Below are 26,682 nucleotides of genomic sequence, written 5' to 3' on the forward strand. Positions count from 1 at the left end.
TCGAAACAAAAAACACCGGCACGCTCGCCTAGGAAGGTCGCAACTCAATAAACGGTAGAGCTGGGCACCTTGGAAATGGGTTTTGACTCACTCGCCTCACCCGTGGCCAACTCGTCCGCGCATGATGCGCTGACATCGTCGGACCGAAAGTCCGCCGGGCCTCGCAACAGGAAATAGGACATCGCTGGTATCAGAATCAATGCGCCGACCATGTTCCCCAGGAACAGGAAGGTCAGCAGGATGCCCATGTCGGCCTGGAATTTGATCGGCGACCAGACCCAGGTCACCACGCCCGCCGCGAGGGTCAGGCCCACTAAGGCCACGACACGTCCGGTAAATTGCAAAGCATGGCGATAGGCTTCGAGCAGACTTTGGCCGGCCCGCTGTTGTTGCAACTGGACACTGAGCAGATACAGCGCGTAATCCACGCCAATCCCGACGCCCAGCGTAATCGCGGGCAAGGTCGCGACTTTCATGCCAATCCCCAGCGCCACCATCAACGCCTCGCATAAGAGGGTGCTGATGAACAGCGGTACCACGGCAATAACGGCGGCTTTCCAGTTACGAAAGGCGATCAGACACAGCAAGCTCACCGTCGCATACAGCGCGATCAACATCTTGGCATTGGCGCGTTCCACCACAATGTTGGTCACCGCTTCGATCCCGGCGCTGCCTGCAGCCAACTGGAATTGGCGATCTTCGGTGTCATGTTGTTTGGCGAAGGCTTCCGACGCTTTGACCACACGCTCCAGCGTGTCGGCCTTATGGTCTTGAAGATAAGCCACGATAGGGGTGACCGAACACCGCCGGTCTACCAACTCGGGCTTATCCACCTGAACCTGCTCAATCGCGCCATTGAGGTTGCTGGGATTGCGCGGAATGCTCAGCCATTTGGGGCTGCCCTCATTTTGACCGGAAAACACCATGCGTACCGAGTCAGCCGCTGACATCGTCATCTGCACCCCGGGGACCTGACGCAGCATGTTGCTCATGCGGTCGGCCTCGACCAGGGATGAGTATTGCTGGCAGCCACCTTCCGGAGTTTTCATCATGATTACGAACATGTCGCTGGACAGCGCGTAGTGCTGGGTCAAATAACGCACATCCTTGTTGTAGCGCGAGTCAGGACGCAGCTCCGGAGCGCCGGCGTCCAGGTCGCCGATCTTGAGTTGGGTACCAACCACGAAACCGCCGATAGCCAGAAAAACCGCAACCGATACGGCTTTTATCGCCCGGCCACGTTGGGTGAAACTGGCGAAAAACTCCCAAAATCGACTGGTTCCTTCTCCACGTTCCTGTCGAATGCTGCGCTCGGCGGCGCTTTTGCTCACCCCGACATAAGACAGCGACACCGGCACCAGAACCAGAATGGTGAAGATCAGAATGCCGACACCAATCGACATACTGATAGCCAGCTCCTTGATCACCGGAATGTCGATGATGATCAACACAGCAAAGCCCACCACATTCGCCAGCAATGCGGTCAACCCGGCGCGGAACAAACGGCGAAAGGTATAACGTGCGGCGACATATTTATGCGTACCACGCCCGATATCCTGCATGATCCCGTTCATTTTCTGCGCGCCATGGGACAAGCCGATGGCGAAGATCAGAAAGGGCACCAGAATAAGATACGGATCCAGCACATAGCCGATGACACTGAGAATACCAAGCAGCCAACACACGCCCAGCGTGGCGTAAAACACCAACAATAAGGTGCTGCGAATGCAGCGCGTGTAGAGGAAGACAAACAGCGCAGCGATAGCGGCGGCAAAGGCAAAAAACTCGCTGACCTGCCATAACCCATCGATAAGATCTCCCACCAGTTTGGCAAAACCAACGATGTGAATTTTTATCTTGTCGGTTTCCAGAACCCGGACTTTGCTTTCCAATTGATGAGAAAAGTCGTTGTAGTCCAGGGGCAGATTGGTGTCCTGATTCTTGTCCATCAACGGCACGATGATCAGGCTCGAACGGAAATCGGACGCGACGTAGTTGCCGACGATCCCCGACTGCAGAATGTTGCCACGCAAGGCAGCCATCGCCGCGGCGGACCCATCGAAAGGATCCGGCATGACCGGCCCACCGCGATAGCCCTCCTCCGTCACCTCGGTCCAGCGCAAACTCGATGTCCATAGGCTGCGCAATGCCGACCGATCGACACCAGGCATCAGGAACAAGGTATCGCTGGCTTTTTGCAAGGTCTCAAGGAAGTCTTTGTCAAAGATGTTGCCTTGGGTATTCTCCACCACCACGCGTACGGAGTTACCCATCCCGCGCAGCGCATCCTTGTTCTGAAAGTAGTTCTGAATATAGGGATGGGACTGGGGGATCATTTTTTCGAAACTGGCATTGACCGGCAGTTTCGAAGCCTGCCAAGCCCAGAACACAGTCGCCAGCAGACAAATCAGGAGGATCGGCAGACGATGGTTGAAGATAAACCGTTCGAACCAGATGCCGCTGTTTCGATCAAAATCCTTGGGATCGCGGATGACTTGCATGTCACCCTGATTGCCGGCAGGAATAGCCATAAATGTCTTCTCGATTATTATTGTTCAGTAAGACTGGCCATAGCACGATAGCCGCCCTGATCAATCCCCGGCTTTCACCGGTTACTGACCACTTGCACACCTGACAAGCCAACGATGGCGACCTGCCCTTTGAGCAGCGCCAGCCCGGCAAATAATGCAGGGTGAACGTCTGGCAATGGGGCAAAGCTCTTGCCCTGATCGGTGCTGACAAGGACCGCACCGGCTTGACTGGCCAGCAGAATGCGCCCCTTCTCATCGATAGCACCGTCGACTAGCCCTGCACTGCCAGCGGTTTCCACGCGTGCCCATGTGCTGCCCTGGTCGCTGGACTTGTAAGCGTTGCCGCGCAATCCGTAGGCCATCAGATAGTGCTCGTTACCCAGCACCCCGAAAAAGCTGCCGGGGTAGCCTGTGGAAAGCTTGATGAAGCGTTGCTGGTCAGTATCGAGCACAAAGACCGCGCCTTGCTCGCTGGCGATATAAAGGCGCCCATTTATCCCGGTAATCGAGTTGTAATGGAACATCTCGGGGTTATCGACCTTCTCCACCCAGGATTCCCAGGTTTTACCGCCGTCATGGGTCCCCACGATAGTGCCGAATGCGCCAACGGCGAACCCGTTTAACGGATCACTGAACCAGACGCCCAGCATCGGCTGTTCAGGTCCGTTGGCAAAGTTCAGCTTGATCAAGTCCAGGTACTGGGCGGCTTTTTCATCGCCCTGGCTGGACAGGGTTTCAAAATGGTCGACCAACAGTTTCTGCAGGCTGTTGCCGTCGAGCTGTTTCTCCCAGGTGCTTGCACCATCCCCGCTGTGCAAGACGATGCCATCGTGGCCCACCGCCCAGCCCTGCTGGTCAGTGACAAACTGCACGGAGACCAGATCAGAACTCGCCGGCACCTTGGCTTGTTGCCAGCTTTTGCCTTGATCGTCGGATAACAACACCATGCCTCTTGCGCCGACTGCCACCAGGCGCTGGCCGGCCAGCGTCACCGCCGTCAATTGCGATGTACTCGCGAGCCGATTGATCTGCGCGGGCGCATTCAATGGATCTTCATAGGGTTGTGCGTGCAGCGCGGCATAAGGCAGCAACCCTAACGACAACACTCCGAAGAGCAGTTTGCGGTAACCCGTCAAGAGCACCTCCAAAACGGTCAAAACAGGGGGTAGCAATCACCACCCCGCCCTGTGTTAATGGCTGGATCCGGGCGCAGCAGGTTATCGCCGCTCGCCCAGAATATCCTCAGCGAATACCGGCCCCGGCCATAGCGGCAGGCGACAGTAAGTTGGGGGAGAAAGGTTCCGATGTGTACCAACCCGTGCGGGTGTCAAAAGGAATCGATGCCAAACCGTAGGAGCCTTTGGTATGGTCGTACATCAACACCCCTTCACTTCGCATCATCGGTGTGCCCTCATAAGCGACAAACGGCAAAAAGTTCTGCGAGCGATACAACTTACCTGCAGCGTCATAGGCGTTGTACATCGTCGTGTTCCAGCTGTCTTCGTCGAGGTAAAACACCTTCTTGGAGTTGACGTGACGCTGACCCGCTTTGAGCGTTGCTTCCACAACCCAAACCCGATGCAGTTCCCAGCGGACTTTGTCGGGGTTGGCAAAGCCTTTCTTGACCAGTTCATCCACCTTTGCCGAAGCAGTGCGGTAGGTGTTGTAAGGAACGTACATCTCCTTCTTGCCAAGCAGTTTGAAGTCGAAACGATCCATCTTTCCGTCAAAACCGCTAATCTCGTCGAAGGTAATCAGGCCCCCGTACTGCGCAGAAACGGTGTCGTACTTGAACTCCGGCGCGAGTCGCACCCGGCGCTGGCCTGGAGAATAGGACCAGGCGCTGTCAGCCTTGATATCCAGTCGTAGCGGCGAGTAGCGCATATCTTTGGAGCCCGACTTGGACGCGGGCGCATTGTTGGTATTGAGCAAACGGTTACTGTACTCAGAACTGGTTTTGGAACCGTCCCAGTACTGATGCTCGTAATGCACGTTAGAGTCGGTCACCAGCGTTTTTTCACCCGCACTGTCGATCAGGTAGGTCGCAAAATTGCCCACTTCGTAGGGCCGGAAAAAGCGTGTGGAGAAGTTCCACATGGCCTCATAACCCGTTTTTGGAATTGGAAATGCGATCTGTGCATGCGCATCGGCCAGGCCAGTGTTATCGCCCTCAGTGTGAGGCTTGGCGATATTGTTGATGGTATTGTCGTGAGCAAACTTGGGCAGCGGTGGCGCACTTCGATGTGTGGGGTAAACATCGATGCGATAATCTGGGTAGCGAGACAACAGCGCCTTGTTACCATCATCGATTTTATCGGCATACTGCGCCATGTTTTTGCCGGTGATGGAAAATAACGGCTTTTCATTGGCATAGGGGTCGATGTAAGGGAACCCACCGGCAGCGTTGATCGGTTTGTACCCTGCCGGTGGCGTGGTCAATGCCTTGGCAGGATCATAGGCAGGAATGCTGCCATCACTGTTACCCGCGATGGTCGCGCCAAACTCAGTCAAGGTGGTGCCGATCTGCTTGATCTCGTCGGCACTAGGAGCACCGAAGCCTTGGGCCGCCATGGCATAGGAGACTGCGATGGAAAGAAGGTATTTCTTGTAGTTCATGTTTTTCACCCGTCCGTTCCGCACTGTTGAAAAAACTCAGAAAGAAGTTTTCAAGCTCAACGACAGCCAACCATGATCGTTCTGCGACCAACTCCCGGCACCGGTCATGCCTTCTCCTCCGGTCGCTGGATGGGTCGTATGGTTAGGCGACCAGGAATCGTTCCATGCCAGCTTTACAACGTGTGTCTGGTAAATATCCGCTTGTACGCCAAACGAATAAGTGATCTGCCCTTCCGCACCGGTCATACCGCCGGTGGCTGAGTTGCCTTGAAGGCCATAGCTGGCAAACACCGGCGAGCTGATATCGACGCCCGGGAACACTTGCAACCAGCGTGGCGTGAAGTTGGTGGAGAATACCGTCGAGTTGCGAGTCACACACCCGTAGGTTTCATCGCCTGAACCCGGACGGCCGCTACGATTGGCACACAGTGGCGAATCGGACCCTTTCAGCGGGTAATTATTGCCACCCAGAGGGGTGAACACGCCGCCTGCACTGATGCCAAATTCCGGGTTGTAGGTGACCTTATCCAAATGCTGGAACGCCAGTTCGGCGGACACTTCACCCGCGTCCCAAAACATGGTTTCAGGCAATAGCTTTACCGCGTTCAGTACCAGGCCATAGACGTTTCCGCGGGGAGCATTTTGGGAGTCGAACCCAGCGATCACTCCTGGGGCAACTTGAGCAAGCCGTCCCGTTACCGGCGTAAATAACTGCGCATTGCGTCGATAGGTTGCTTCCATCCCGAAGTTAACGCCTTCGATGTTTTGCTCCATCGCAAAACCAAAGAGCTGGTTCTTTTTCGGGTTGTAAAAGCTATCCAACGTACCGTCAGGCGCGGTCGCAAACGGATTCGGGGTCTTCTCGTAGAACTCGCGGTAAACCAGGCTCATGTTGCCGCCATCGAGGAAATCGGGTTGCCATTTGGCCATAATCCCCCAGTCGTGGTCGCCGCTGCCCGGTTTATTGTGAGTGGAGCCGATCAGCGGGCCGTCAGCCCCATAGAAAGCCGGCGATGCGGCTTCAAAATAAGTACCGCCCTCTGGATAGCGATCACGACGCCATTCCAGTGAGTACTGCCAGGCAAGCGAGAACTCAGGCGTGAGCTGCGTAGTACCGGTAAATTGATTCTGCGGCAGAAATAGCTCCTTGGCTTCCAGGCCAGGACTGAGTGCCGCCTTCTGTAGGTCCATCGCCGCTTGGCTATAGGCGATCGACGACTGCTTCGATTGCGGGAAGAGCGAGTTCCCCCAATAGATGTTGTGTCTGCCGAATTTTACCGATGTTGTGGTTTGACCAAGGTCAAAGGTATTGAACACAAAAGCATCAAGCACTTCAGCATACGGCCCGCTTGTGTAGTTTCGGGTGTAGTCCGAATACTTGCCGTTTTTGAAAAACCCATTGGAAAGAAAGTTATTCGTTGTGGGGTCATCCACCCCACCACCGTAGGTTGAGTCGTACCAGCCTGCCGCGCTGACCCGCAGGCCGTAGCTCCCCTTGACGATCAAATCGAATTCGGACAGTACGTCGAGGCGATTCAGAATCACATCACCCTTCTTGAAGCGATTATTACCCAACGCAACCGCGTTGTTGTTGGCATCCGCCGTGCCATTAGGCCCCAGCTTCAACCGAGAATCCGTGCCTTCGCCGCGGATACCCAGGTTGTAGCGAACCGTGGTGTCCAGACGGCTCTGAATGTCCGGATTGCCAAAATCAAGACTGATTGCGTTGGCGTCGTTGATCACACCGGCCACCGCCAATGCCAACACTGACACCTGCAGGAGATTACGCCGGTAAAGCCTATGCTGAGGTTGTGCGAAGCGAAGATTCATTATTATTGTTCTCCATCTCTGATGCCACACCCGCCAGGTGCCCATAGGAGCCGCCAGATACCGGCAACCGCTCCCGTTTTTTATTTTTATCTACTCCCTCGCCAGGTTTCGCGAAAGAGTGCCTATCGCCCCATTTTGATGAACGACGTTCAGATAATTGTACATGAGCACTCAGTTGTCAATCCCACCCCAGTAACGATTCGCTCGCCCGACCATCCCTACCCCGCCCCTCACGCACAGAGACCAATCAATTGCTGAAGCGACTTCATCACTTGATCAAGACTGCATTGACGGTGGACACATATATGAATACCGTTCAATAATAATTCTACAACACCATACAACACCAATAACAATCAGAGGGTCGTTTTATGAGCAAGGTGGATTTCAGCGGACGTGTCGCCATCGTCACGGGTTCAGGAGGCGGCCTTGGCCGGACCTACGCGCTGGAGCTCGCCGCACGCGGCGCTTCAGTGGTGATCAATGATTTGGGCGGTAGTTTTGATGGCAAAGGTGGCTCTCATCGGATGGCCGATCAGGTGGTCGAGGAAGTCCGCTCTGCCGGCGGCAAGGCGGTGGCCAACTATGACTCAGTTGCAACCCGCGCGGGAGGCGAGGCCATCGTTCAGGCTGCGTTGGATGCCTTTGGCAAAGTCGATATCGTTATCAATAACGCGGGTCATCTGCGCAATGCGCGGTTTGAAGACCTGAATGACGAAGACCTGGACTCGCTCCTTGATGTGCATCTCAAAGGCGCGATCTACGTCACCCAGCCTGCGTATAAGATCATGAAAAAGCAGGGCTATGGCAGGGTGGTATTCGCCTCCTCAGCGGCAGGCGTTTTTGGCAATGCACAACAGACTGCTTATGGAACAGCCAAAGCGGGCTTGATCGGTCTGATGAATATCCTGTCACTTGAAGGCAAGGAACACGGCGTCCTGTGCAACGCGTTGCTGCCGACAGCCAACACGCGCATGGGGGCAGCCATGGACCCTAAACAACTCGAAGCCTTCGGCGCCCAATACGCCGCCTTCGGTGAGTATTTGGGTAATACCCATGAGCAGGTGTTTGTCACCCCCTTGGTGGTGTATCTCGCCAGCGAGGCATGCCAAAGCACTCACGCCATGTATTCGGCCTCGGTTGGTCGTTACGCACGCGCCTTCATCGGCGTTGCCGATGGCTGGAACGGTCCTCGCCTTGAACCTGCCACGGTTGAAGAGGTGGCGGCCAACTTCGAGCAAATTACCGACACCCGCAGCTATAGCATTCCCGGCTCGTTGTCCGACGAATTCGACATCATCAATCGTAATTTCCGCAAGTAAAGCGCTACCGACAGCAACCGCCTCATGGAGGCGGTCGCATCGCTGACGAAGCCCGCCCCTAACAATAATAAAGGCACGCAACCATGGGCAACTTCTCGATCAAATCGAAACTGGCTTTCCTGGCCGGGTTTGCAACGTTGATGCTGGTGCTGGTCGGTCTCAGCGGCTGGAATGGCATACGCCAATTGAACGCCGCGCTAGACCACATCAGCAACGAAACAGATCCTGCGGTGAGTCATCTGCTGACCCTGCGCCTAGGGCAACTTGGCACGGTCAACTCGACCCGGGAAATGATCGGCTGGAATCTGGACCAGTTCGATACCATCGACGATAAAACCTTGATCATTGAAGAGGCCCACGCCTTCTACAGCAGCGTGGCACAGGACAAAGAGTCGGCAGAACGCATGGCCGCTCAAGCCTATGACAGCTACGCAAAACTGCCTAAAAACCCGGAAGAAATCGAGTCATGGAAATCCGTTCAGAGCGAATGGGCGAATTTCAAAGACAGCAATGACTCAATCCATCGGCTACTCGAACAGTTGCGTACGGCCACATCCTGGAATGCATTACGGCAGAACATGAGCGAGGTAACCGGTCTGGATCAGGTCGCCCAAAGCGCGGTCAACAACCTGGCCGTGGCACTGGATAAACTGATCAAGCTCAACAAAGGTTATGCCAACCAGGCAAAACTCGACGGCGAACATGCCCAACAACGCGCACTGCAATGGATCCTGCTCATGTCTGGCGCAGCCGTGATCGGCCTGAGCTTGATCACCTTTCTGGTCGCCCGCAACATTGTCGGTGCCCTCACCACTATGCGCGGCACCATCGTCGAAGTCGCCCAAAGCAATAATTTCACCTTGCGCGCTCAGGTTCGCGGACGTGATGAGACCAGCCAGACCGCCGGCGCCTTTAACCAATTACTCGATAAGCTGCAGCTGTCGTTGCGAGAGGTGCTGAACAACGCCGACCAACTCACCCAAGTGGCCGACAGCGCCTATAACGCCTCGCGCCACGTGTCAGCCTCCTCCACCAGTCAGAGCGAGGCTGCGACCCTGATCGCTGCGGCGGTCGAGCAGATGTCGGTCAGCATTGGTCAGGTCAGTGAAAGCACGCAGGACGCACTGCTGCGCGCTCAGCAAGCCGGCGAAACAGCAAGTCAGGGCAGCGCCATTATCACGCGCAATACCCTGGAAATGGATCTGATCGCCTCAACGGTCAGTGATACCGGCGTCACCATTACTGATCTGGGGCAGCAATCAGACAAAATATCCCTGGTCATGCAGGTTATTCGTGACGTCGCGGAGCAAACGAATCTGTTGGCGCTTAATGCCGCCATTGAAGCTGCACGCGCCGGCGAGCAAGGACGCGGTTTTGCCGTGGTGGCAGACGAAGTTCGCAAGCTCGCTGGGCGCACCTCAGTGTCATCGGATGAAATCGCGCAGGTGGTGACAACGATCCAGGCATCCGCGCGCGAGGCGATGAGCCGAATGCTCAGCGTCACCGATCGCGTGGTGGCCGGCAAGCAGCTGTCGGACCAGGTAGCTGATCGGATGCAGACGATTCGTGTCAGCGCCAGCCAGGTCGGCGATGCCATCGACTTGATCGCCAGCGCCATCGATCAACAGAACACCGCCACACAAGACATCGCACGCCGGGTAGAATTGGTGGCGCGCATGAGTGAAGAAAACAGTCATTCAGCGAGTCAGACGTCGGAAATCTCCAACCAACTCAATACCCTCGCGCGCTCGCTGCAGGCCACGGCTGGCCAGTTCCGGGTCTGAATCGGATGTACCACGGGAAACGTTATGCAAGATGACTTGATTCCACTGAACGCTTTTTACGGTCAGGGCTGTTATCGACGACGGATATTGCTTCAACGCAATGGCCGCACCGTAGTCGCCGAACTGGAAGATGACTATCACGGTTTTCGCCTGGCGCTGGAGCATGACGAGCAGTACTTGACCCACATTACCGCCCAGAGCCTGCGCATTCCGACCACCGCCTGCCTGGAAGCACCAGCCTTGTTGCACGCGTTGGTGGGTCACCCTCTGACGCCGGATCGTCTGCAATTTCGCAAAGACACGGCGCCTCGCCTGCATTGCACGCACTTACATGATTTGCTGTGGTTGGCGATGGCACACGCTGGCCGGTGCGAGAACACGCGCCTTTACGACATTGAAGTACCGGACGTGCGCGAGGGTATGACTCGGGTCAATGTGCAACTCAACGGCCGGGAAATCCTGGCCTGGGAGACTGATCTCGACGCCTTGCTGGGGCCTGCCGAACAAGCGGGAAAACCCTTGCGCAATGGCTTTTCACACTGGGCCGCGCAGGACTATTGCGGTGACCGGCTGGAAGCGGCCTATATCCTGCAAATTGCAATGATGGTCGCTCGCGCCCGCCGACTGGATGTGGAGGCGATGCGTGCCGCTCGGGACCAGCCTGTCAAAGCACTGCTGGGCGCTTGCCATGCGTTTCAAGCCAACGTCATTGACCGCGCCCTGCCCGTATTGGGCACCGTGCGCGACTTCAGTGAGCGACCGCAGGACCTGTTGCTGTTCGAGTGAAGGGCCCGATGGCACCTCATGCCAGCATTGGTATCTACACAACTTCCATAGGCTGACAAATCTCCCTGTGGCGAGCCCACTTTCCATAAATTTTGCGTTCGCAGGAAGTTGTGTAGATACCTATGCTCATGCCAGTCAGTTAAGGCTTTTTTGTAGGAGCGAGCTTGCTCGCGAAGAACTCCAGCACACCGCGTCAAACCAGGCAGTACGCGTTATCGTTGGCGTTTTTCGCGAGCGAGCTCGCTCCTACGGCATTACCCGTTGGCGCCCTCCTCTTCCGAGTGCCGCTCAGACAATCCGCTTTTTTCGCAAGTCCTGGACCGCAAAGTCATCCAATCCCAATAAACCCTTGAGAATTTCGTCCGTGTGTTCTCCCTGGATCGGCGGCGCCGTGTACTCGGTGATCGGCGTCCCGGAGAACTTCACCGGGTTGGCCACCAGCTTTACCGTGCCACTGGCTGACAAGGCATGTTTGGCCTCAACACACATAGTGCGCGACTGAACGTGAGGGTCGGCAAACACCTTGTCCAGGGTATTGATGGGACCAGCAGGCACTCCGGCCTCATCCAGCGCAGTCAGCAAATCGTTTAATTGCCACGTGGCCACCAGCGGTTCAAACACTTCTCCCAACGCGCGACGATTGACCACGCGCAAGGCGATTTCCGAGAAACGCTCGTCGGTGGTCAACTCCGGATGACCGAGCACATCGCACAGGCGTGCGTATTGCTCGTTATTACCGGCGACCACCATTATGTCGCCGTCTGCACAATGGAACATACGTGACGGCATGCCGCCATTGCCCTCGGTCCCGCGCCGTACCGGCACGTCGCCGGAGACCAGGTACTGACTGGCGTAATGCGAGGTCGCGGCGATCAACGAGTCCAGCAGGGCGACGTCGATATGCTGCCCCGGCTCGCCATTCAGATCCCGAGCATAGAGGGCTGCCTGAATCGCATACGCCGCATATTGACCCGCCAGGATGTCGGCCAGGCTGGGTCCGGTTTTCATCGGGCCACCGCCCGGGACATCGTCCGGCAGACCGGTGATACTCATCAACCCCCCCATGGCCTGGAAGATCGAGTCGTAACCCGGACGAGGCGCATAGGGGCCAGTCTGGCCAAACCCGGTCAATGAACAATAAATAAGGTTCGGGTTGACCTGTTTGAGGCTTTCATAATCAAGCCCGTAGCGCTTCAGATCACCGACCTTATAGTTTTCCAACAGCACGTCGCACTTGGCGACCAGTGCGCGGATCAACGCCTGCCCCTCCGGTTTCGCAATGTCACAACTGAGGGATTTCTTGTTGCGGTTGGTGCTGATGTAAAACGACGACTCGCGCGTGTTGTTACCCTCGGCATCCTTGAGGAAGGGTGGACCAAACTGGCGTGAATCATCGCCCTTGCCTGGGCGTTCGATCTTGATCACTTCGGCGCCGAGGTCGGCAAGCATCTGTGCTGCCCAGGGGCCGGCGAGAATTCGGCTCATATCCAGCACGCGGATACGAGAAAGCGGGCCTTTAGCCATTTTGTTATGTCCTTTCCTTAACGTCCGATAAAACGCGCAGTACGTTTTTCGACAAACGACTGTACGCCCTCTTTGGCGTCTTCAGTGTTGTAGAGAAACTTCTGCGTCGATTGAATCTTCGAGTACGCCGTCAGCCAGCCTTGCCCGAGGGAAACACGCGCATTCTCACGTGTTGCCTGAACCGCCAGCGGCGCTTGAGCCGCGATTTTTTCCGCGTACTCAAGGGCCTTTGCAAACTCTTCGCCGGGCTCAACCACATCCTGCACGAAGTTCATGCGATAGGCCTCCTGGGCACTGAACTCGTCGCCGGTCAGGAGCACCTTCATCGCATTGCCCCAGCCTGTGCGCTCGACCATCCTGATCGTCGCGCCGCAGCCGGCCATGATCCCGCGCTTGACCTCCAACTGAGAGAACCGGCAGTTGCTCGCAGCGACCGCAATGTCGCTGGCCAGCATTAACTCGACCGCAACCGTGAAGCAAATACCTTTGAGGGCGATGACCACCGGCTTTTTGCGTAACGGTTCACGCAGGTTGAAAGGGTCTGCCTCACTGGCCGGAAACAGCGCTTTGCCTTCCTTTCGCAGCGGCGCGATCTTTGGCATGTCCAAACCGGCGGTGAAGTGATCACCTTCGGCGTACAACAATCCGCAAAACAATTGCGGCGACGCTTCCAGTCGGGTAAACGCCCTTGCCAGTTCTTCGAACATTTTGGGTGTGAAGCCGTTGCGCTTTTCTGGCCGATCGATGCCGATCAGCAAGATATTGCCCTGTTGCCGGGCGGTTACTTGCCCGTCTGGATCGCGTGTGTCGGTCATGCCCCTGCCCCCTAGTTGACTGCCTTGCATCGTGACATCGGTACCCTGCTCAACCCGCCATAAACCCATGCAAGCGCATTGACAGCCACCAAAGTCGTGTTCAGAATGATAAACACTGTTCACAATATTGACAATAGCATCAGTCCTGTTCAAGGACCGTTCCGACACCGGGTGGACACATGCCGCAGCGTGAACCTGAAACCTCTGCCGTCTCCTTGTCGCCGCTGCACTATCCGCTGTTTCGCGCAGTTTGGATTGCCACGCTCACTGCCAATATCGGTGTCTGGATGCAGAACGTCGCGGCGGCCTGGCTGATGACGTCCATCAGTGACTCACCGCTGATGGTCGCGCTGATTCAGACCGCAATTACGTTGCCTGCCTTTATGTTCGGGTTGCCTGCGGGGGTCATGGCCGACCTGGTCGAAAAACGCAAGTTGTTGCTGCTGACCCATACTTGGATGTTGATCGCCACGGGACTGTTATGCCTTCTATTGCAGCTCGATGCCATTACCCCATGGAGCCTCTTGCTCCTGACCTTTTTGCTGGGCAGTGGCAGTGCCGCAAGCATCCCCGCCTGGCAGGCCTCCACCTCGGACGCTGTACCTCGCGTCGCCTTGCAGGCGGCCATCAACCTCAACGGCATTGCCTATAACGCCGCTCGCGCTGTCGGACCGGCCCTCGCCGGGCTGGTCATCGCAGCAGCGGGTGCCAAAATGGTGTTCACCATCAACATCGTGTTGTTCCTGATTGTGCTGTCGCTCTTCATCTTCGCGTACCGCCCCAACGTTGCCCCACCGCTGACAACAGAGCGACTGTTTCCTGCCATGCGTGGAGGATTGCGCTACGTCCGACATGCCAAACCCTTGCATGGCCACATCATTCGCACCTTCGCCTTTATCGGCTGCGCGAGCGGTTTATGGGCGCTACTGCCACTGGTGGCAAAAAATATCGAGGCAGGAGGTTCCAGTGTTTATGGGCTGTTGCTAGGCAGCCTGGGCGTGGGTGCGGTGGCGGGCGGTTTATTGCTACAACGCTTTCGCAATCACGTCAGCAACCTGCAGCAGTTGGTGATGGTGTCGAACCTTGTGTTTGCCGGCGCCATATTAATTGCCGCCTGGGCGACTTCACTCTGGGTGATCTGTCCTGCTCTGATCATGGGTGGCGCGAGTTGGATCAGTTTCAACTCAACCATCAGTGCAGCCTATCAGACCAGCCTTCCCGCCTGGGTCAGGGCGCGGGCATTGGCCATTTTCATGCTGACCTTTCAGGGTTCCATGGCTCTTGGAGGGGTGTTTTGGGGCAGCATTGCCAGTCATTTGAGCGTCGCACAGACGTTGACGCTTGCAGCTGGCCTGATTGGCCTGAGCCTGTTACTGACCCGTAGGTTGCCCGTTCGCATGGGCCACGATGACGATGTCACATTGTCTCAACACTGGGCAGAACCAACGATCGTGGGCCACCTGGGCCCCGACGATGGCCCGGTAGCGGTGCAGGTCGACTATCACATCCCGTACGAAAACCGTCTCGCGTTCACCCAAGGCATTTATCAGTTAGGCAAGGTTCGCCGTCGTGACGGGGCAAGCCATTGGCTGTTGTACCGTGATATCGCCGACCCGGAGCATTTCAGCGAGCGCTTCATCATTGCCTCCTGGGGTGAACATCAACGCCAGCGGGGACGCTCGACGCTGGCCGACCGAGAGCAGGAACAAGCACTGAGTCAGTTCTTCAAGCCCGGTTCAAGCGCGGTGATGTCGCTGTATATCGTCGCGCCCTATCCCGACGCCGCGGCAGATACCGCTATCCGAAAAACAACCGAGGCCATCGTAGCCGCCGGTACACCGCCCCCTGGAGGAAAGAGTTTTGTCTGATCGTGAACACATGGAATTCGACGTGGTCATCGTCGGTGCCGGCCCCGCCGGCCTTGCCGCCGCTTGCCGTCTGAAGCAGAAGGCCGCCGAAGCCGGTAAGGACATCAGCGTCTGCGTGGTCGAAAAAGGCTCCGAAGTCGGCGCACACATCCTCTCCGGCGCCGTGTTCGAACCCCGCGCCCTCAACGAACTGTTCCCGGAATGGAAGGCGCTCGGCGCCCCGCTCAACACCCCCGTGGTGCGCGATGACATCTATGTGCTGCGCAGCGCCGACACCTCGACCAAGGTGCCCGACTTCTTTGTGCCCAAGACCATGCACAACGAAGGCAACTACATCATCTCCCTGGGCAACCTGTGCCGCTGGCTGGCCCAGCAGGCCGAGAACCTGGGCGTGGAAATCTACCCAGGCTTCGCCGCCCAGGAAGCGCTGTTCGACGAGAACGGCGTGGTGCGCGGGATCATCACCGGCGACCTCGGTGTCGACCGTGAAGGCAACCCGAAAGAAGGCCTCTATACCCCCGGCATGGAGCTGCGTGGCAAGTACACGCTGTTCGCCGAAGGCTGCCGTGGCCACATCGGCAAGCAACTGATCCAGCGCTTCAACCTGGACAGCGACGCCGACGCCCAGCACTACGGCATCGGCCTCAAGGAAATCTGGGAAATCGACCCGGCCAAGCATCAGCCAGGCCTGGTGGTGCACACCGCCGGCTGGCCGCTGGACATCATGCGCAACGAAAACACCGGTGGCTCGTTCCTCTATCACCTGGAAAACAACCAGGTGGTGGTTGGCCTGATCGTCGACCTGTCCTACAGCAATGCCTTCCTGTCGCCGTTCGATGAGTTCCAGCGCCTCAAGCATCACCCGGTGATCAGCCAGTACCTGGAAGGTGGCAAACGCATCAGCTACGGCGCTCGTGCCATCTGCAAAGGCGGCCTCAACTCGCTGCCAAAAATGGTCTTTCCGGGCGGCGCGTTGATCGGCTGCGACCTCGGCACGCTGAACTTCGCCAAGATCAAGGGCAGCCACACTGCGATGAAGTCCGGCATGCTCGCCGCTGACGCCGTGGCTGAAGCGCTGTTCGCGGGTAAGGAAGGTGGCGATGAGCTGAACACCTACGTCGACGCGTTCAAGTCGAGCTGGCTGTATGAAGAGCTGTTCGCCAGCCGTAACTTCGGCGCGGCACTGCACAAGTTCGGCCCGATCCTCGGCGGCGCGTTCAACTTCGTCGACCAGAACCTGTTTGGCGGCAAGATTGCGTTGACCCTGCACGACACCAAGCCGGACTACGCCTGCCTGAAGTTGGCCAAGGACAGCCAGAAAATCGACTACCCGAAACACGACGGCAAGCTGAGCTTCGACAAGCTGAGTTCGGTGTTCCTCTCCAGTACTAACCACGAAGAAGAACAGCCGTGCCACTTGAAGCTCAAGGACCCGAGCATCCCGATCGGCACCAACCTGCCGCTCTACGATGAACCGGCGCAGCGCTATTGCCCGGCCGGCGTGTACGAAGTCATCGCCCGGGAAGACGGCGAGAAGCGCTTCCAGATCAACGCCCAGAACTGCGTGCACTGCAAGACCTGCGACATCAAGGACCCGTCGCAGAACATCACCTGGTGGGTGCCTGAAGGGGCCGGTGGTCCCAACTATCCCAATATGTAAACCGCCGCAGACCGTCCTTGCGACGTCCAGCAACCTGGAGCCAGACATGAGCTATCAACACTTGACCCCGCACACGCTGATCCTTGAGGTGCATGACCGGGTCGGCCTGATCCGCTTGAACCGACCCGAAGCCTACAACGCCCTCAACGATCAGTTGATGGATGAACTGACACTGGCACTCGATGCTTTCGAAGCTGACGACGCTATTGGCGCGATTGTCATCACTGGCAGTGACAAGGCCTTCGCCGCCGGGGCAGACATCAAGATGATGCGCGAGTGGGACATGATGGACGTGTTCAAACGCCAGTTCATCACTGCCAATTGGGAGCGCGCAACGCGCTGTCGCAAACCGGTTGTGGCGGCAGTCGCCGGTTTGGCATTGGGTGGCGGCTGCGAGCTGGCGATGATGTGCGACATCATCCTCGCTGCCGACAACGCACGCTTCGCCCTGCCGGAAATCACACTGGCCACGATTCCCGGTGCCGGCGGTACGCAGCGGTTGACCCGCGCCATTGGCAAATCCAAGGCCATGGAAATGATCCTGAGCGGGCGTCCCATGCTCGCCAAAGAGGCCGAACACTGTGGATTGGTCAGTCAGGTGCTACCCGTCGCCGAGCTGCTGGATCAAGCCCTGCTGCTGGCGAAGAAAATTGCCAGCTTCTCGCTGCCGGTCTCGATGATTGCCAAGGAGTGCGTCAACCGAGCGTTCGAAAGCTCCCTGACAGAAGGTGTGATGTACGAGCGCCGCATGTCCTATGTCACATTCGGCACTGAAGATCAGAAAGAAGGAATGGCAGCCTTCAGCGAAAAACGCGCTGCCGTGTTCAAACATCGCTGAGGGCGGAGTCATGACCATAAAAAAAGATAGCGCAACGCTGATGCCCTATTCCGAATACCGCATGGAAGTACCGTTTCTCGATCACTTGAACGTTATGGTCGAGCGCCAGGACAAAGGCGCAACCATGGTGGTTAATCTCGATAGAAAGCACATGAACGGCGGCATGCAGGCCCATGGGGGCTTGATCATGACGTTGCTCGACATGGCGATGGCCAGCGCCGCCCGGCATGGCGATGACCTTGATCGTTCCAGTGTCACCGTGGAGATGAAATGCAACTTCATCCGCCCCGGTGGTGCGGTTGGCGCAACCTTGCGCGCCAGCGGCCGATTGCGCCACGGGACTCGCTCTCTGGCATTTTGCGAAGGTGACGTATATGACCGTGAGGGGCAATTGATTGCCACCGCCAGCGGCACATTCAAGTACATGAACAAGCCGCTCAACGGCGATATCTGAACCTGACGATAACTCGGAGACTCTCAATGCGTGAAGCTCTGTTCAAGACGCGGATTACCGAAATGCTTGGTATCCGCCACCCCATTCTGTGCGGCGGCATGGGGCCCAAAGTGTCTGACTCACGCTACGTGGCCGCCGTTGTCAAGGCTGGCGGCATGGGCTTTATCGTCGCCGCTGGTTTTCCGGACCCCGACGAATTTCGTGACCAACTGCGTACCTGCAAAGCATTGACCGGTGGAATGCCTTTTGGCGTAAACCTCTATATTTCCCGCCAAGCCGGCGGTGCCGAGCGCCTGGACCGTCAATTGCAGATCCTTATCGACGAAGAAGTGATGTGCGTGGAGACCGCCGGGGCCAGTCCGGAACCCATCGTGGCGCGCCTTAAAGAAGCCGGGATCAAGGTTCTGCACAAGGTACCCGCCGTGAAATACGCTCATACGGCTGCCCGTTTTGGCGTCGATGCCGTAATCATCGTCGGGAATGACTGCGGGGGACACCCCGGTATATTCGGCATCAGCAGCATGGTCCAGGGCGCACATGGTCCCGCCGTCATTGATCTGCCGGTGATCATCGGCGGCGGTATCGGCACGGGTAAGCAAGTCGCGGCAACCCTTGCCATGGGGGCCGATGCAGTGATCATGGGCTCGCGCATGCTGGTGGCTGAAGAGTTGAACATTCATGAGCACTACAAACAACTGGTAGTGAGGGGGGATGGCAGCGAAAGCGTAGTGGTCAAGAGAGCCATCCGCGACCACCACCGGGTATTGCACAACGACAGTGCTCGGGCCGTGATCGAGCTGGATGAAGCCCAGGTAACCGACTTCGAACAATACCGTCCGCATGTGATCGGCGCTCTTGCCACCCAGGCCTACGCTTCGGGGGACAGCAGTAAGGGCATGCTGGACTATGGGCCAGCGGTGATTTTTGCCGATGCCATCAAGCCGGTCGAACTCATCTTCGATGAAATGCTCGACGACGCAATGCAAGCCATGCGGCGTCTCAACGAATTGGCACTGGTCGACAGGCACTCCGTATGACGACTGACGTTCTGATTCAATCCCGAAGTAAAGGCGTGCTGGCACTGACCCTTAACCGCCCGGCAGCGCGCAATGCGCTTAATCTGGAACTGGCCCGGGCGCTGATCCTGGCGCTGACGGCGTTCGAGAATGATCCCGAGTTACGCGTGGCCACCTTGACTGGGAGTGACCCGGCATTTTGCGCCGGGCTCGACCTCAAAGACTTTTCAGCACCCGATGCACCTCGCCATGAAGTCGCGGCACTGCTCGACTTGGTGCCCAACCTGAGCAAGCCGATTATCGCCGCCGTGAACGGAGCGGCCATGACCGGCGGGCTGGAACTGGCCTTGGGCTGCGATTTCATCATTGCCTCCACACTGGCTCGCTTTGCCGACACCCATACCAAAATCGGCGCGTTGTCGGGAAGCGGTGCGACATCGCGCTTGCCTTTCGCTGTTGGCGTGCGGTGGGGCAAACAGCTGAGCCTGACCGGCCAGCCGATCGACGCCGAAACAGCCCTGCGCATCGGGCTTGTCAACGAATTGCAGGCACCAGAGACCTTACTCGCTTACGTGCAGAGCCTTGCAGAATGCATCGCAAGCCACGACGCTCATCTGGTGGGCACGGTCAAACGTGTACTGGATGATGGCGCGCGCAGCTCGTTGGCCAACGCCCAACAGCTGGAAAAGAAGGCGCTGGCGGCCAGCAAGCTAAAGGGCGGCACAACATGGAAAACTCCCTGAAACAACCGCCTTACTCTGGAGCTGCGATGAAACTTAACGGCGTAAAAGTCTTGGACCTGACACAGTTCATGCCCGGTTCCGTCCTGACAGGGATGATGGCCGACCATGGAGCCGAGGTAATTAAGATCGAATCCCCTGGCGGCGACCCGACCCGCCAACATGAACACCGCGACGATCCTGATCTAGCTGCTGCAACCGTGGGATTTTTTGCCAGTTGCAACCGGGGCAAATACAGCCTGTCCCTGGACCTTAAGCACATCGCCGCCAAGGAGATCCTCTACAGTCTGGTCAAAGACGCCGACGTGTTGGTCGAGTCATTTCGTCCGGGCGTGGCCGAACGTCTTGGCATGGATTACGAGACTCTGCGCCAGCGTAACCCCCGGTTGACCTACTGCTCGTTGAGTGCCTTTGGCCAAACCGGCCCCTTGCGCGACACCCCGGCCCATGACAGCGTTGTTCAGGCGTTTGGAGGCTCCCTCCCCTTGGCCGATGACGCAACGCCGGTGACCGACTGCCTGCCCACTGCGGCGCTGGCCGGCGCACTGAACGGGTTAGTCGCGATTCTGATGGCATTACTCAGCGCCCGCAGCAACGGTCGCGGTGAACGCATCGACATAGCCATGCGCGACTGCCTCTTGCCGGCGCAACCCTTCCGCTCCCGTACAGGCGACCCTGCGGAGAATCAGAGTCTGGCAATGTGCAGCGCTTACCGTACCTCTGACGGTCTGTGGCTTTGCCTGGGTGGCCGGGAGCGCGTGTTCTGCGAAAACCTGCTGAGGCCTCTGGGCCGAGCGGACCTGATCGAAGCCGCCACAGGAGCGACGAGCGGTGACCAAGGGCCCGTGCATGCCTTCCTTGCAGAGGTTTTCAGCAAACAGCCGCGGACCTATTGGCTACCCTGGCTGGAGACGCGTGGTATCAGTGCCGCGCCAGTGCTTGATTTGCGGGATGCCCTCAGGCACCCGCAGACGCAAGCGCGACAGATGCTCCTTGTCGATAATCAAGGCCGTGAGCACATTGGCACGCCACTCAAATTCCAAGAAGAGCCCGGCACTCCGAACCTGCGCGTACCGCGTTTGGGTGAGGACAACGCCACGATATTGGCGGCGCTGGGTTATCGCGAACAGGAGATTGCCGCATTGCGTCGCGCGGGGGTCATCCACTCACACTGAATGATCAACGGGCACTTCGTCGGGTGCTGCACGCTCACGCTCGGCAATGCGTTCGATCAGGCTGATCATCGCCCGCAGGGCAGGGGTCAATGCACGAGGTACCCAGGCGACCGCTGCTTCACCATGCATCGAATCAGGCAGGTCTCGTACCGTGACGAATCGCACACCTTCTATCGGCAGGTGCCGCGCAGTGTCCTGCACGAAACCGATCCCCAGCTCGTTGGCGACCAGATTGAACATGCTGTACGGCTGCGCAACTTGTTGAATGCGCTTGGGTGAAAACCCGGCTTTGCGGCACGCGGACTCAAGTGCCGTGTGAAAGTGAGGCGTCAGATGCTGCGGCGACAGCACAAACGAATGACCGGCGAGTTCTGCCAGCCGCAAGGTTCCATTCTCGTCAGCCAGCTTCCACCTGGCGGGTACCGCTGCAATGACTCGGGAATACTCAATGACTCTGACGTCAAGGCCGTCGGTATTGACCATGTTGCGGTTGAGAATGCCGATGTCCAGGCTACCGTTACGCAGCCCCTCGATCTGTTGGGTGCTGAGCTGTTCATCAAGGTGGACTTCGATATTGGGCCAGCGCTCATTGAACACCTTGACCGCCGCCGGCAAGATCCGCATCGCGCTCATCGGTGAGAACGCGATTCGCATTCGGCTCAATTCTCCCCGCGCCTGGCGGCGTACTGCCTGCTCGGCAAAATCAACCTGAGCAATGATAGTCATGGCCTCTCGCTGCAGGACTTTGCCAGCAGGCGTCAAACTGACTTGTCGGCTGGTACGGTCCAGCAAGCGCGCATCCAGTGACTCTTCCAACCGCTGAATGGATTGGCTAAGAGGGGGTTGCGCCATTCCAAGCCGCGTGGCCGCTCGACCGAAATGCAACTCTTCGGCTACCACGATGAAGTGTCTGAGCTGCCGCAGTTCCATCATTGATACCTGCTCATAGGGACTTGGGGGAAATCAGATTGCGCTCCAACGCGGGGCTGAGAAGTGCTCGACCAGACCGGCGTGAACATCGGGGTGCAGGCCGGCAACGCCCGGCTGGATCAAGTTATAGGCGAATTGCGTGTCCCCGTACCAGATCGCCCCGTCGCTAAGGTCGGCCCGCCAGCTGGCTGCAATGCTGCCATTGGGAAAATGCTGTTTGAGCAAGCGAATCAGGAACAACTCAGCCGCCTTTACCGTGGCGGGCTGAAGTTCAGCTTCCATTCTGAAATCTACTTCCAACTGGCGGCGCTTGCTGGTCGGAGCACTCGTGTCCTTTATCAGTGTTTTTACGCGGCTACTTTGGGAGCGTGTTTCGCCGCTCTGCCATGCCTGTTGGTGGCTGGAAACGTCACGACTGGCACGCGCCAAAGAACCGGGCTTGGCGAGCAAGGTGTCGAAATACAGTTCGGCCGTTGCCACTTCCTGAGGACGGAGTGTCGGCGAAGGGACGCAGATCACCAGAAAATCGTCGATAAACTCAGGAGTTCCTTCAATGAAAAGCGTGACCATCACCTTCGCGACAGTTGGAAAAGCGGGCAGATGTGCCATGTAAACCTCATGGGATGCAGTGAGCAGATACGGCAGCGGCCAAAAGGCAATAAATTGAACGCCGTACACAAATATAAACATACGCACGGTCTTCAGCGCTACAGGGCTTCCTGAGATTGTGCCAGCCACTCCAACAGAAACCAGATCTCGTCAGTCTGGTTTGTGTGTACATCGGGTAAGGCATGGGCCCTTGAGGCGAAAATTTTCTGTGGGATCAATATCGATATGATATCAATCGTGCGAAATACGATATTGCGTTTGCACATACCGGACCTTTCTATAAGAATGACCCAACGCACACAAGCGTGAACAGCGTTCATAAAAAAGCAACCGGAGATTAGTGATGACCACGTACACAGGCGCGATTTTCGACGGCGATACGCATATCTACGAGCAACCCGACTCCTGGAGTCGTTACCTGCCCAAGGAATTGGAAAAGGATTGGAGCTTTCAGTGGCGTGTCGGCGCCGACGGCGAGTACGCGCTTTATGTAGGTCAGAAGAAGGTGGAGGTCAGCGCCGGTTACTTCACCGCCGACGGCAAGGTACCGCCACCTGGCAAGCTGCATGAATGGTTGCGCGCAATGAAAGACGGTCATGGTGAAGTTGAAATGCGCGTCGACATGACGCCAGATATGTACAACGCCGCAGACCGCCTGAAAAAAATGGACGAGTTTGGCGTAGAAGGCTGCTTCATGTACTGCGGCAACATGGTCGCAGCGGTCAGCTACCTCAACGACCCCAAGCCTGCGGCCGGGGTATTGCATGCCTATAACCGCTGGATGCTCGACGAGTGGAAATTCAATCACTCCGATCGGATCTACTCAGCTCCGCTCATTTCCCTGGCCGACATCGATTCGGCCATTAAAGAAGCCGAGTTCGTGGTCAAGAACGGCGCCCGTCTGGTGCTGATGCCAATGGGCCCGAACGAAATCGGTCGCTCTCCTGCCGATCCTTACTACGACCGCTTCTGGTCAATTCTCAATGAAGCGCATGTACGTGTTGTCTATCACGTCTCGGAAGCCATCTACCTCAAACACCACATGGCGGTCTGGGGCGAGTTGATGCAGCAATCGCGGATGCGCCAGTCGGCGTTCGTCTGGATGCACGGCTACAGTGAACGCCCGGTGATCGAGACCCTCTCGAACTTCATATTCTGGAACTTCTTCGAACGTTTCCCGAACATCAAGCTGCTTTCGGCCGAGAACGGTGCCGAGTGGGTCCCAAACATGCTAGTGAAAATGGACAAGGTCCGCGGCATGGCGAAGATGGGTCTATGGCCAGCAGGGCAGTTGAAAGAGCGCCCAAGCGCAATCTTCAAACGCCACGTGGGTGTAGTCGCCTACCCGGAAGACAACATTCGCAGCCTGATCGATCAAACGGGCAGCGCCGATTGGATCATCACCGGCTCCGACTATCCCCACGCCGAGGGTGTACCGACCCCGGCCGACTTCATTGGTGAGGCATTGACCAACTGCAGCGTCGAAGAACAACGCAAAATCATGTATGAAAACGGCAAGAACTTCATCGCCATGAGCTGAAATTCGCTGCCGCGCAAAAAAGCCCTCACTGTGTGAGGGCTTTTTTGTTGGCGTTGAAAAAGCACTTGCGACTTGTCCTCAGCACCATGCTATTCTGAACGCAGTTCATAATAACGAATGACGTCATGACTCTGCATACCTCCGTCGAACGCATCGACCTGTCCCGTTGGATCCTGCCCGGTGATACCGTCCTTTGGGGTCAGGCGAATGCCGAGCCTCTTCCCCTGACGCAAGCATTGATGGCGCAACGGGCTGCAATCGGCCAGTTCAGAGTCATGCTCGGCATCAGCAACAGCGACACCTGTCGGCCCGAACATGCCGACTACGTCAGCTTTCTTTCCTACTGTGGCGCAGGAGCGAATCGCGCACTGGCCAAGGCCGGTGTGCTGGATATCCTGCCCTGTCATTACTCGCAGTTTCCCGAAATGATCCGGGACGGTTCGTTAAAGATCGATGTGCTTTTGCTGCAACTTGCGCCTCCCGATCAGCACGGCCGTTACAGCCTGAGTCTGGCCCATGAATACCTGCTGCCAGCGCTTGAGCACGCTCGCGTGATCATCGCTGAGGTTAATCAGCAGGCGCCCTGGACCTTCGGTGAGCGCTATCTGTACGAAGAAGACATTGATTGCATGGTGGAGACTTCGCGGTCGCCGCTTGAAAGCTCTGCGTCGAAGCCCGGTCAGGTCGAACAGGCAATTGCCAATCGGGTCGCTGGCTTGATCGAGGACGGTTCCACTTTGCAGTTCGGCCTAGGGGTCATTCCCGAAGCGATCCTTAGCGCCCTCGGAAACCATCGCAATCTCGGTGTGCATTCCGGTGCAATCGGTGATGGCGTCGTCGACCTGATGGAAAAAGGTGTGATCAACAACGCACACAAAACCGTCGATCGTGGCGCCACAATTGCTGGCGTGCTCATGGGCAGTCACCGCCTGAACCTTTTCGCCCATTGCAATTCAGCCATCCAGATGCGCTCGACGGCTTACACGCATGACCTGCAGGTGCTGAGCAGCCTGGAGCGTTTCGTGGCGCTGAATTCGGCCATCGAAGTCGACCTGAGCGGCCAGATAAACGCTGAAACAGCTGGCGGTACCTATATTGGCGCAGTCGGCGGCGCACTGGATTTCCTCCGTGGTGCACGGCGGTCCCGGGGTGGTTTACCCATTATTGCGCTGCCCTCCGTTTCCGGGAGCCACAGCCGCATCGTCTCGCGCATCAACGGTCCTGTCAGTACCCCGCGCAGCGACGCGGGCCTGATCGTCACCGAATACGGCGTAGCTGATCTGCGAGGCCTGAGTATCAGCCAGCGCCGGTCAAAGATGCTGGACATTGCTCACCCCGATTTTCGCGAACAACTGGAACAAGCCGCCGGCCTCTAAAGGCAGGCCTTACCTGGAGAATAAGTGATGAGACGTGCCGCGATCGTTGCGCCCTTACGCACCCCTGTTGGAACCTTTGGCGGCACTCTGCGGCCGGTGTCCGTCGAAGTGCTGGGCGCTCATGTCGTCAAGGCGATACTGGAGCGGACAGGTCTGGATCCAGCCCGTATCGAGGACATCGTTTTTGCTCAGTCCTACGCCAGCAGTGAAACACCATGTATTGGACGCTGGATTGGGTTGCAGGCCGGGCTGCCCACCGAAGTCCCCGGCATGCAACTCGATCGTCGCTGCGGAGGTGGCCTGCAAGCGGTCATTACTGCCGCCATGATGGTTCAGACGGGGGCCGCCGATGTCGTACTGGCCGGCGGCGTAGAAAGCATGAGCAACATCGAATATTACTCGACCGATATGCGCTGGGGCTCACGCGCCGGCAGTGTAACGATGCATGATCGACTCGAGCGTGGACGTGAACGCTCGCAACCCGAGGAACGCTTTGGCCAGATATCGGGAATGATCGAAACGGCCGAAAACCTCGCTCGGGAATACCACATCAGCCGAGAGGAAGCAGATGCTTTTGCCTTGCGCAGTCATCAGCGCGCAGCCCAGGCATGGAGCGATGGTCGTTTCAATGACGAGGTCGTGCCTATCAGCGTGCCACAACGCAAGGGCGAGCCAATTTTGTTCGAACGAGATGAAGGCTTTCGTGCTGACTCGAGCCTGATTTCACTGGGGAAATTACGCCCGCTGATCAAGGACGGAACAGTTACCGCGGGCAATTCAAGCCAGCAAAACGATGCGGCGGCGGCGTGCTTGATCGTAGCGGAAGACAAGCTTGAAGAGTTAGGTCTCAAGCCGATGGGCTTTCTAGCGGGCTGGGCAGCCAGCGGTTGCCATCCTGCGATGATGGGCATCGGTCCGGTGCCTGCCGTGCAAAAGCTGATGGCCAGGACAGGACTGACCCTGGACCAAATGGATCTGATTGAGCTCAACGAAGCGTTCGCCTGCCAGGCACTCTCGGTGCTCAAGGGGTGGGGTTGGAATGATCCGGATCGACTTAACGTCAACGGCTCGGGCATTTCACTGGGCCATCCAATCGGTGCGACCGGTGTGCGCATGCTCAGCACTCTGCTCCATGAACTGGAACGCCGCAAAGGTCGGTATGGGCTGGAGACCATGTGCATCGGCGGAGGTCAGGGGCTGGCGGCGATTTTTGAACGCACCTGACTTTGCTGAGTGATGCCACTGCATCACCGCGCCATGACCCCATG

General features: G+C 57.4%; 21 protein-coding genes. 13 read left to right on the forward strand and 8 right to left on the reverse strand.

Annotated elements, in window-relative coordinates; all coding sequences use genetic code 11:
* Positions 1-44 precede the first annotated feature (44 nt).
* From ACVWXD_RS14490 to ACVWXD_RS14505, 4 genes are all read right to left on the reverse strand, one after another.
* Positions 45-2,531 carry an MMPL family transporter gene (locus ACVWXD_RS14490; protein WP_183702151.1) on the reverse strand — a complete coding sequence of 829 codons (2,487 nt, stop codon included), beginning with the start codon at positions 2,529-2,531 and terminating at the stop codon, positions 45-47.
* A gap of 74 nt (positions 2,532-2,605) precedes the next feature.
* The gene (locus ACVWXD_RS14495; RefSeq protein ID WP_457371137.1) at positions 2,606-3,667 is read right to left on the reverse strand and encodes a YCF48-related protein; all 1,062 of its coding nucleotides are present in this window, start codon (positions 3,665-3,667) and stop codon (positions 2,606-2,608) included.
* Positions 3,668-3,773: 106 nt separating this feature from the next.
* Complete coding sequence (locus tag ACVWXD_RS14500; protein ID WP_183702154.1) at positions 3,774-5,147, reverse strand: DUF1329 domain-containing protein; 1,374 nt, start codon at positions 5,145-5,147, stop codon at positions 3,774-3,776.
* 36 nt (positions 5,148-5,183) lie between these two features.
* Positions 5,184-6,977: a DUF1302 family protein gene (locus ACVWXD_RS14505; RefSeq protein WP_183702158.1), complete on the reverse strand. Its 1,794-nt coding sequence runs from the start codon at positions 6,975-6,977 to the stop codon at positions 5,184-5,186.
* Between the two features lie 371 nt (positions 6,978-7,348).
* Between ACVWXD_RS14505 and ACVWXD_RS14510 the strand changes: the two genes are divergently transcribed.
* The 3 genes from ACVWXD_RS14510 to ACVWXD_RS14520 all read left to right on the forward strand — a co-directional run bounded on the left by ACVWXD_RS14510 (position 7,349) and on the right by ACVWXD_RS14520 (position 10,869).
* A complete protein-coding gene (locus ACVWXD_RS14510) occupies positions 7,349-8,299 on the forward strand; it encodes an SDR family NAD(P)-dependent oxidoreductase (protein ID WP_183702161.1) in 951 nt (316 codons plus the stop codon).
* 737 nt (positions 8,300-9,036) lie between these two features.
* On the forward strand, positions 9,037-10,083 hold the full coding sequence (locus ACVWXD_RS14515) for a methyl-accepting chemotaxis protein (RefSeq protein ID WP_457371593.1): 1,047 nt from the start codon (positions 9,037-9,039) through the stop codon (positions 10,081-10,083).
* Between the two features lie 24 nt (positions 10,084-10,107).
* A complete protein-coding gene (locus ACVWXD_RS14520; protein WP_183702167.1) occupies positions 10,108-10,869 on the forward strand; it encodes a DUF2889 domain-containing protein in 762 nt (253 codons plus the stop codon).
* A gap of 288 nt (positions 10,870-11,157) precedes the next feature.
* Here ACVWXD_RS14520 and ACVWXD_RS14525 read toward each other — a convergent pair whose 3' ends face one another.
* Together ACVWXD_RS14525 and ACVWXD_RS14530 are read right to left on the reverse strand one after the other, a co-directional pair.
* Positions 11,158-12,393, reverse strand: a complete 1,236-nt coding sequence (locus ACVWXD_RS14525) for a CaiB/BaiF CoA transferase family protein (protein WP_183702170.1) — start codon at positions 12,391-12,393, stop codon at positions 11,158-11,160.
* Between the two features lie 17 nt (positions 12,394-12,410).
* The gene (locus ACVWXD_RS14530; protein ID WP_457371138.1) at positions 12,411-13,361 is read right to left on the reverse strand and encodes a crotonase/enoyl-CoA hydratase family protein; all 951 of its coding nucleotides are present in this window, start codon (positions 13,359-13,361) and stop codon (positions 12,411-12,413) included.
* 26 nt (positions 13,362-13,387) lie between these two features.
* On the opposite strand from ACVWXD_RS14530, the gene ACVWXD_RS14535 reads away from it, so the two are divergent.
* From ACVWXD_RS14535 to ACVWXD_RS14565, 7 genes are read left to right on the forward strand one after another with little or no spacing between them, the layout of a single operon-like run.
* Positions 13,388-15,076 carry an MFS transporter gene (locus ACVWXD_RS14535; protein ID WP_183702173.1) on the forward strand — a complete coding sequence of 563 codons (1,689 nt, stop codon included), beginning with the start codon at positions 13,388-13,390 and terminating at the stop codon, positions 15,074-15,076.
* A 10-nt stretch (positions 15,077-15,086) separates the two neighbouring features.
* Positions 15,087-16,736: an electron transfer flavoprotein-ubiquinone oxidoreductase gene (locus ACVWXD_RS14540; RefSeq protein ID WP_183702332.1), complete on the forward strand. Its 1,650-nt coding sequence runs from the start codon at positions 15,087-15,089 to the stop codon at positions 16,734-16,736.
* A 46-nt stretch (positions 16,737-16,782) separates the two neighbouring features.
* The gene (locus ACVWXD_RS14545) at positions 16,783-17,574 is read left to right on the forward strand and encodes an enoyl-CoA hydratase (protein WP_183702175.1); all 792 of its coding nucleotides are present in this window, start codon (positions 16,783-16,785) and stop codon (positions 17,572-17,574) included.
* Positions 17,575-17,584: 10 nt separating this feature from the next.
* The gene (locus ACVWXD_RS14550) at positions 17,585-18,028 is read left to right on the forward strand and encodes a PaaI family thioesterase (RefSeq protein WP_457371139.1); all 444 of its coding nucleotides are present in this window, start codon (positions 17,585-17,587) and stop codon (positions 18,026-18,028) included.
* 26 nt (positions 18,029-18,054) lie between these two features.
* Positions 18,055-19,065, forward strand: a complete 1,011-nt coding sequence (locus tag ACVWXD_RS14555) for a nitronate monooxygenase (RefSeq protein ID WP_183702178.1) — start codon at positions 18,055-18,057, stop codon at positions 19,063-19,065.
* Positions 19,062-19,787, forward strand: coding sequence for an enoyl-CoA hydratase-related protein (locus ACVWXD_RS14560; protein ID WP_183702180.1), 726 nt, complete (start codon positions 19,062-19,064; stop codon positions 19,785-19,787). Before ACVWXD_RS14555 ends, ACVWXD_RS14560 begins: the two co-directional genes overlap by 4 nt.
* A gap of 26 nt (positions 19,788-19,813) precedes the next feature.
* Positions 19,814-20,959, forward strand: coding sequence for a CaiB/BaiF CoA transferase family protein (locus ACVWXD_RS14565; RefSeq protein WP_457371140.1), 1,146 nt, complete (start codon positions 19,814-19,816; stop codon positions 20,957-20,959).
* Here ACVWXD_RS14565 and ACVWXD_RS14570 read toward each other — a convergent pair.
* Entirely contained in the window at positions 20,951-21,889 is a 939-nt protein-coding gene (locus ACVWXD_RS14570) for a LysR substrate-binding domain-containing protein (RefSeq protein WP_183702183.1), read from the reverse strand. The genes ACVWXD_RS14565 and ACVWXD_RS14570 overlap by 9 nt on opposite strands.
* A 33-nt stretch (positions 21,890-21,922) precedes the next feature.
* On the reverse strand, positions 21,923-22,498 hold the full coding sequence (locus ACVWXD_RS14575) for a hypothetical protein (RefSeq protein WP_183702186.1): 576 nt from the start codon (positions 22,496-22,498) through the stop codon (positions 21,923-21,925).
* A 343-nt stretch (positions 22,499-22,841) separates the two neighbouring features.
* On the opposite strand from ACVWXD_RS14575, the gene ACVWXD_RS14580 reads away from it, so the two are divergent.
* From ACVWXD_RS14580 to ACVWXD_RS14590, 3 genes are all read left to right on the forward strand, one after another.
* A complete protein-coding gene (locus ACVWXD_RS14580) occupies positions 22,842-24,038 on the forward strand; it encodes an amidohydrolase family protein (protein WP_183702188.1) in 1,197 nt (398 codons plus the stop codon).
* Positions 24,039-24,163: 125 nt separating this feature from the next.
* A complete protein-coding gene (locus ACVWXD_RS14585; protein WP_183702191.1) occupies positions 24,164-25,414 on the forward strand; it encodes an acetyl-CoA hydrolase/transferase family protein in 1,251 nt (416 codons plus the stop codon).
* 27 nt (positions 25,415-25,441) lie between these two features.
* Positions 25,442-26,638, forward strand: a complete 1,197-nt coding sequence (locus ACVWXD_RS14590) for an acetyl-CoA C-acetyltransferase (RefSeq protein WP_183702194.1) — start codon at positions 25,442-25,444, stop codon at positions 26,636-26,638.
* Positions 26,639-26,682 lie beyond the last annotated feature (44 nt).

It is taken from the genome of Pseudomonas sp. TE3911 (assembly GCF_054062775.1).

What these genes read in the sequence shown, in the direction of transcription:
- ACVWXD_RS14565 (WP_457371140.1), top strand. Translation starts at nt 19,814, where the DNA reads ATGAAACTTAACGGCGTAAAAGTCTTGGACCTGACACAGTTCATGCCC.
- ACVWXD_RS14545 (WP_183702175.1), top strand. Translation starts at nt 16,783, where the DNA reads ATGAGCTATCAACACTTGACCCCGCACACGCTGATCCTTGAGGTGCAT.
- ACVWXD_RS14590 (WP_183702194.1), top strand. Translation starts at nt 25,442, where the DNA reads ATGAGACGTGCCGCGATCGTTGCGCCCTTACGCACCCCTGTTGGAACC.
- ACVWXD_RS14575 (WP_183702186.1), bottom strand. Translation starts at nt 22,498, where the DNA reads ATGGCACATCTGCCCGCTTTTCCAACTGTCGCGAAGGTGATGGTCACG.
- ACVWXD_RS14555 (WP_183702178.1), top strand. Translation starts at nt 18,055, where the DNA reads ATGCGTGAAGCTCTGTTCAAGACGCGGATTACCGAAATGCTTGGTATC.
- ACVWXD_RS14550 (WP_457371139.1), top strand. Translation starts at nt 17,585, where the DNA reads ATGACCATAAAAAAAGATAGCGCAACGCTGATGCCCTATTCCGAATAC.
- ACVWXD_RS14505 (WP_183702158.1), bottom strand. Translation starts at nt 6,977, where the DNA reads ATGAATCTTCGCTTCGCACAACCTCAGCATAGGCTTTACCGGCGTAAT.
- ACVWXD_RS14570 (WP_183702183.1), bottom strand. Translation starts at nt 21,889, where the DNA reads ATGGAACTGCGGCAGCTCAGACACTTCATCGTGGTAGCCGAAGAGTTG.
- ACVWXD_RS14585 (WP_183702191.1), top strand. Translation starts at nt 24,164, where the DNA reads ATGACTCTGCATACCTCCGTCGAACGCATCGACCTGTCCCGTTGGATC.
- ACVWXD_RS14520 (WP_183702167.1), top strand. Translation starts at nt 10,108, where the DNA reads ATGCAAGATGACTTGATTCCACTGAACGCTTTTTACGGTCAGGGCTGT.
- ACVWXD_RS14525 (WP_183702170.1), bottom strand. Translation starts at nt 12,393, where the DNA reads ATGGCTAAAGGCCCGCTTTCTCGTATCCGCGTGCTGGATATGAGCCGA.
- ACVWXD_RS14490 (WP_183702151.1), bottom strand. Translation starts at nt 2,531, where the DNA reads ATGGCTATTCCTGCCGGCAATCAGGGTGACATGCAAGTCATCCGCGAT.
- ACVWXD_RS14510 (WP_183702161.1), top strand. Translation starts at nt 7,349, where the DNA reads ATGAGCAAGGTGGATTTCAGCGGACGTGTCGCCATCGTCACGGGTTCA.
- ACVWXD_RS14535 (WP_183702173.1), top strand. Translation starts at nt 13,388, where the DNA reads ATGCCGCAGCGTGAACCTGAAACCTCTGCCGTCTCCTTGTCGCCGCTG.
- ACVWXD_RS14500 (WP_183702154.1), bottom strand. Translation starts at nt 5,147, where the DNA reads ATGAACTACAAGAAATACCTTCTTTCCATCGCAGTCTCCTATGCCATG.
- ACVWXD_RS14560 (WP_183702180.1), top strand. Translation starts at nt 19,062, where the DNA reads ATGACGACTGACGTTCTGATTCAATCCCGAAGTAAAGGCGTGCTGGCA.
- ACVWXD_RS14515 (WP_457371593.1), top strand. Translation starts at nt 9,037, where the DNA reads ATGTCTGGCGCAGCCGTGATCGGCCTGAGCTTGATCACCTTTCTGGTC.
- ACVWXD_RS14540 (WP_183702332.1), top strand. Translation starts at nt 15,087, where the DNA reads ATGGAATTCGACGTGGTCATCGTCGGTGCCGGCCCCGCCGGCCTTGCC.
- ACVWXD_RS14580 (WP_183702188.1), top strand. Translation starts at nt 22,842, where the DNA reads ATGACCACGTACACAGGCGCGATTTTCGACGGCGATACGCATATCTAC.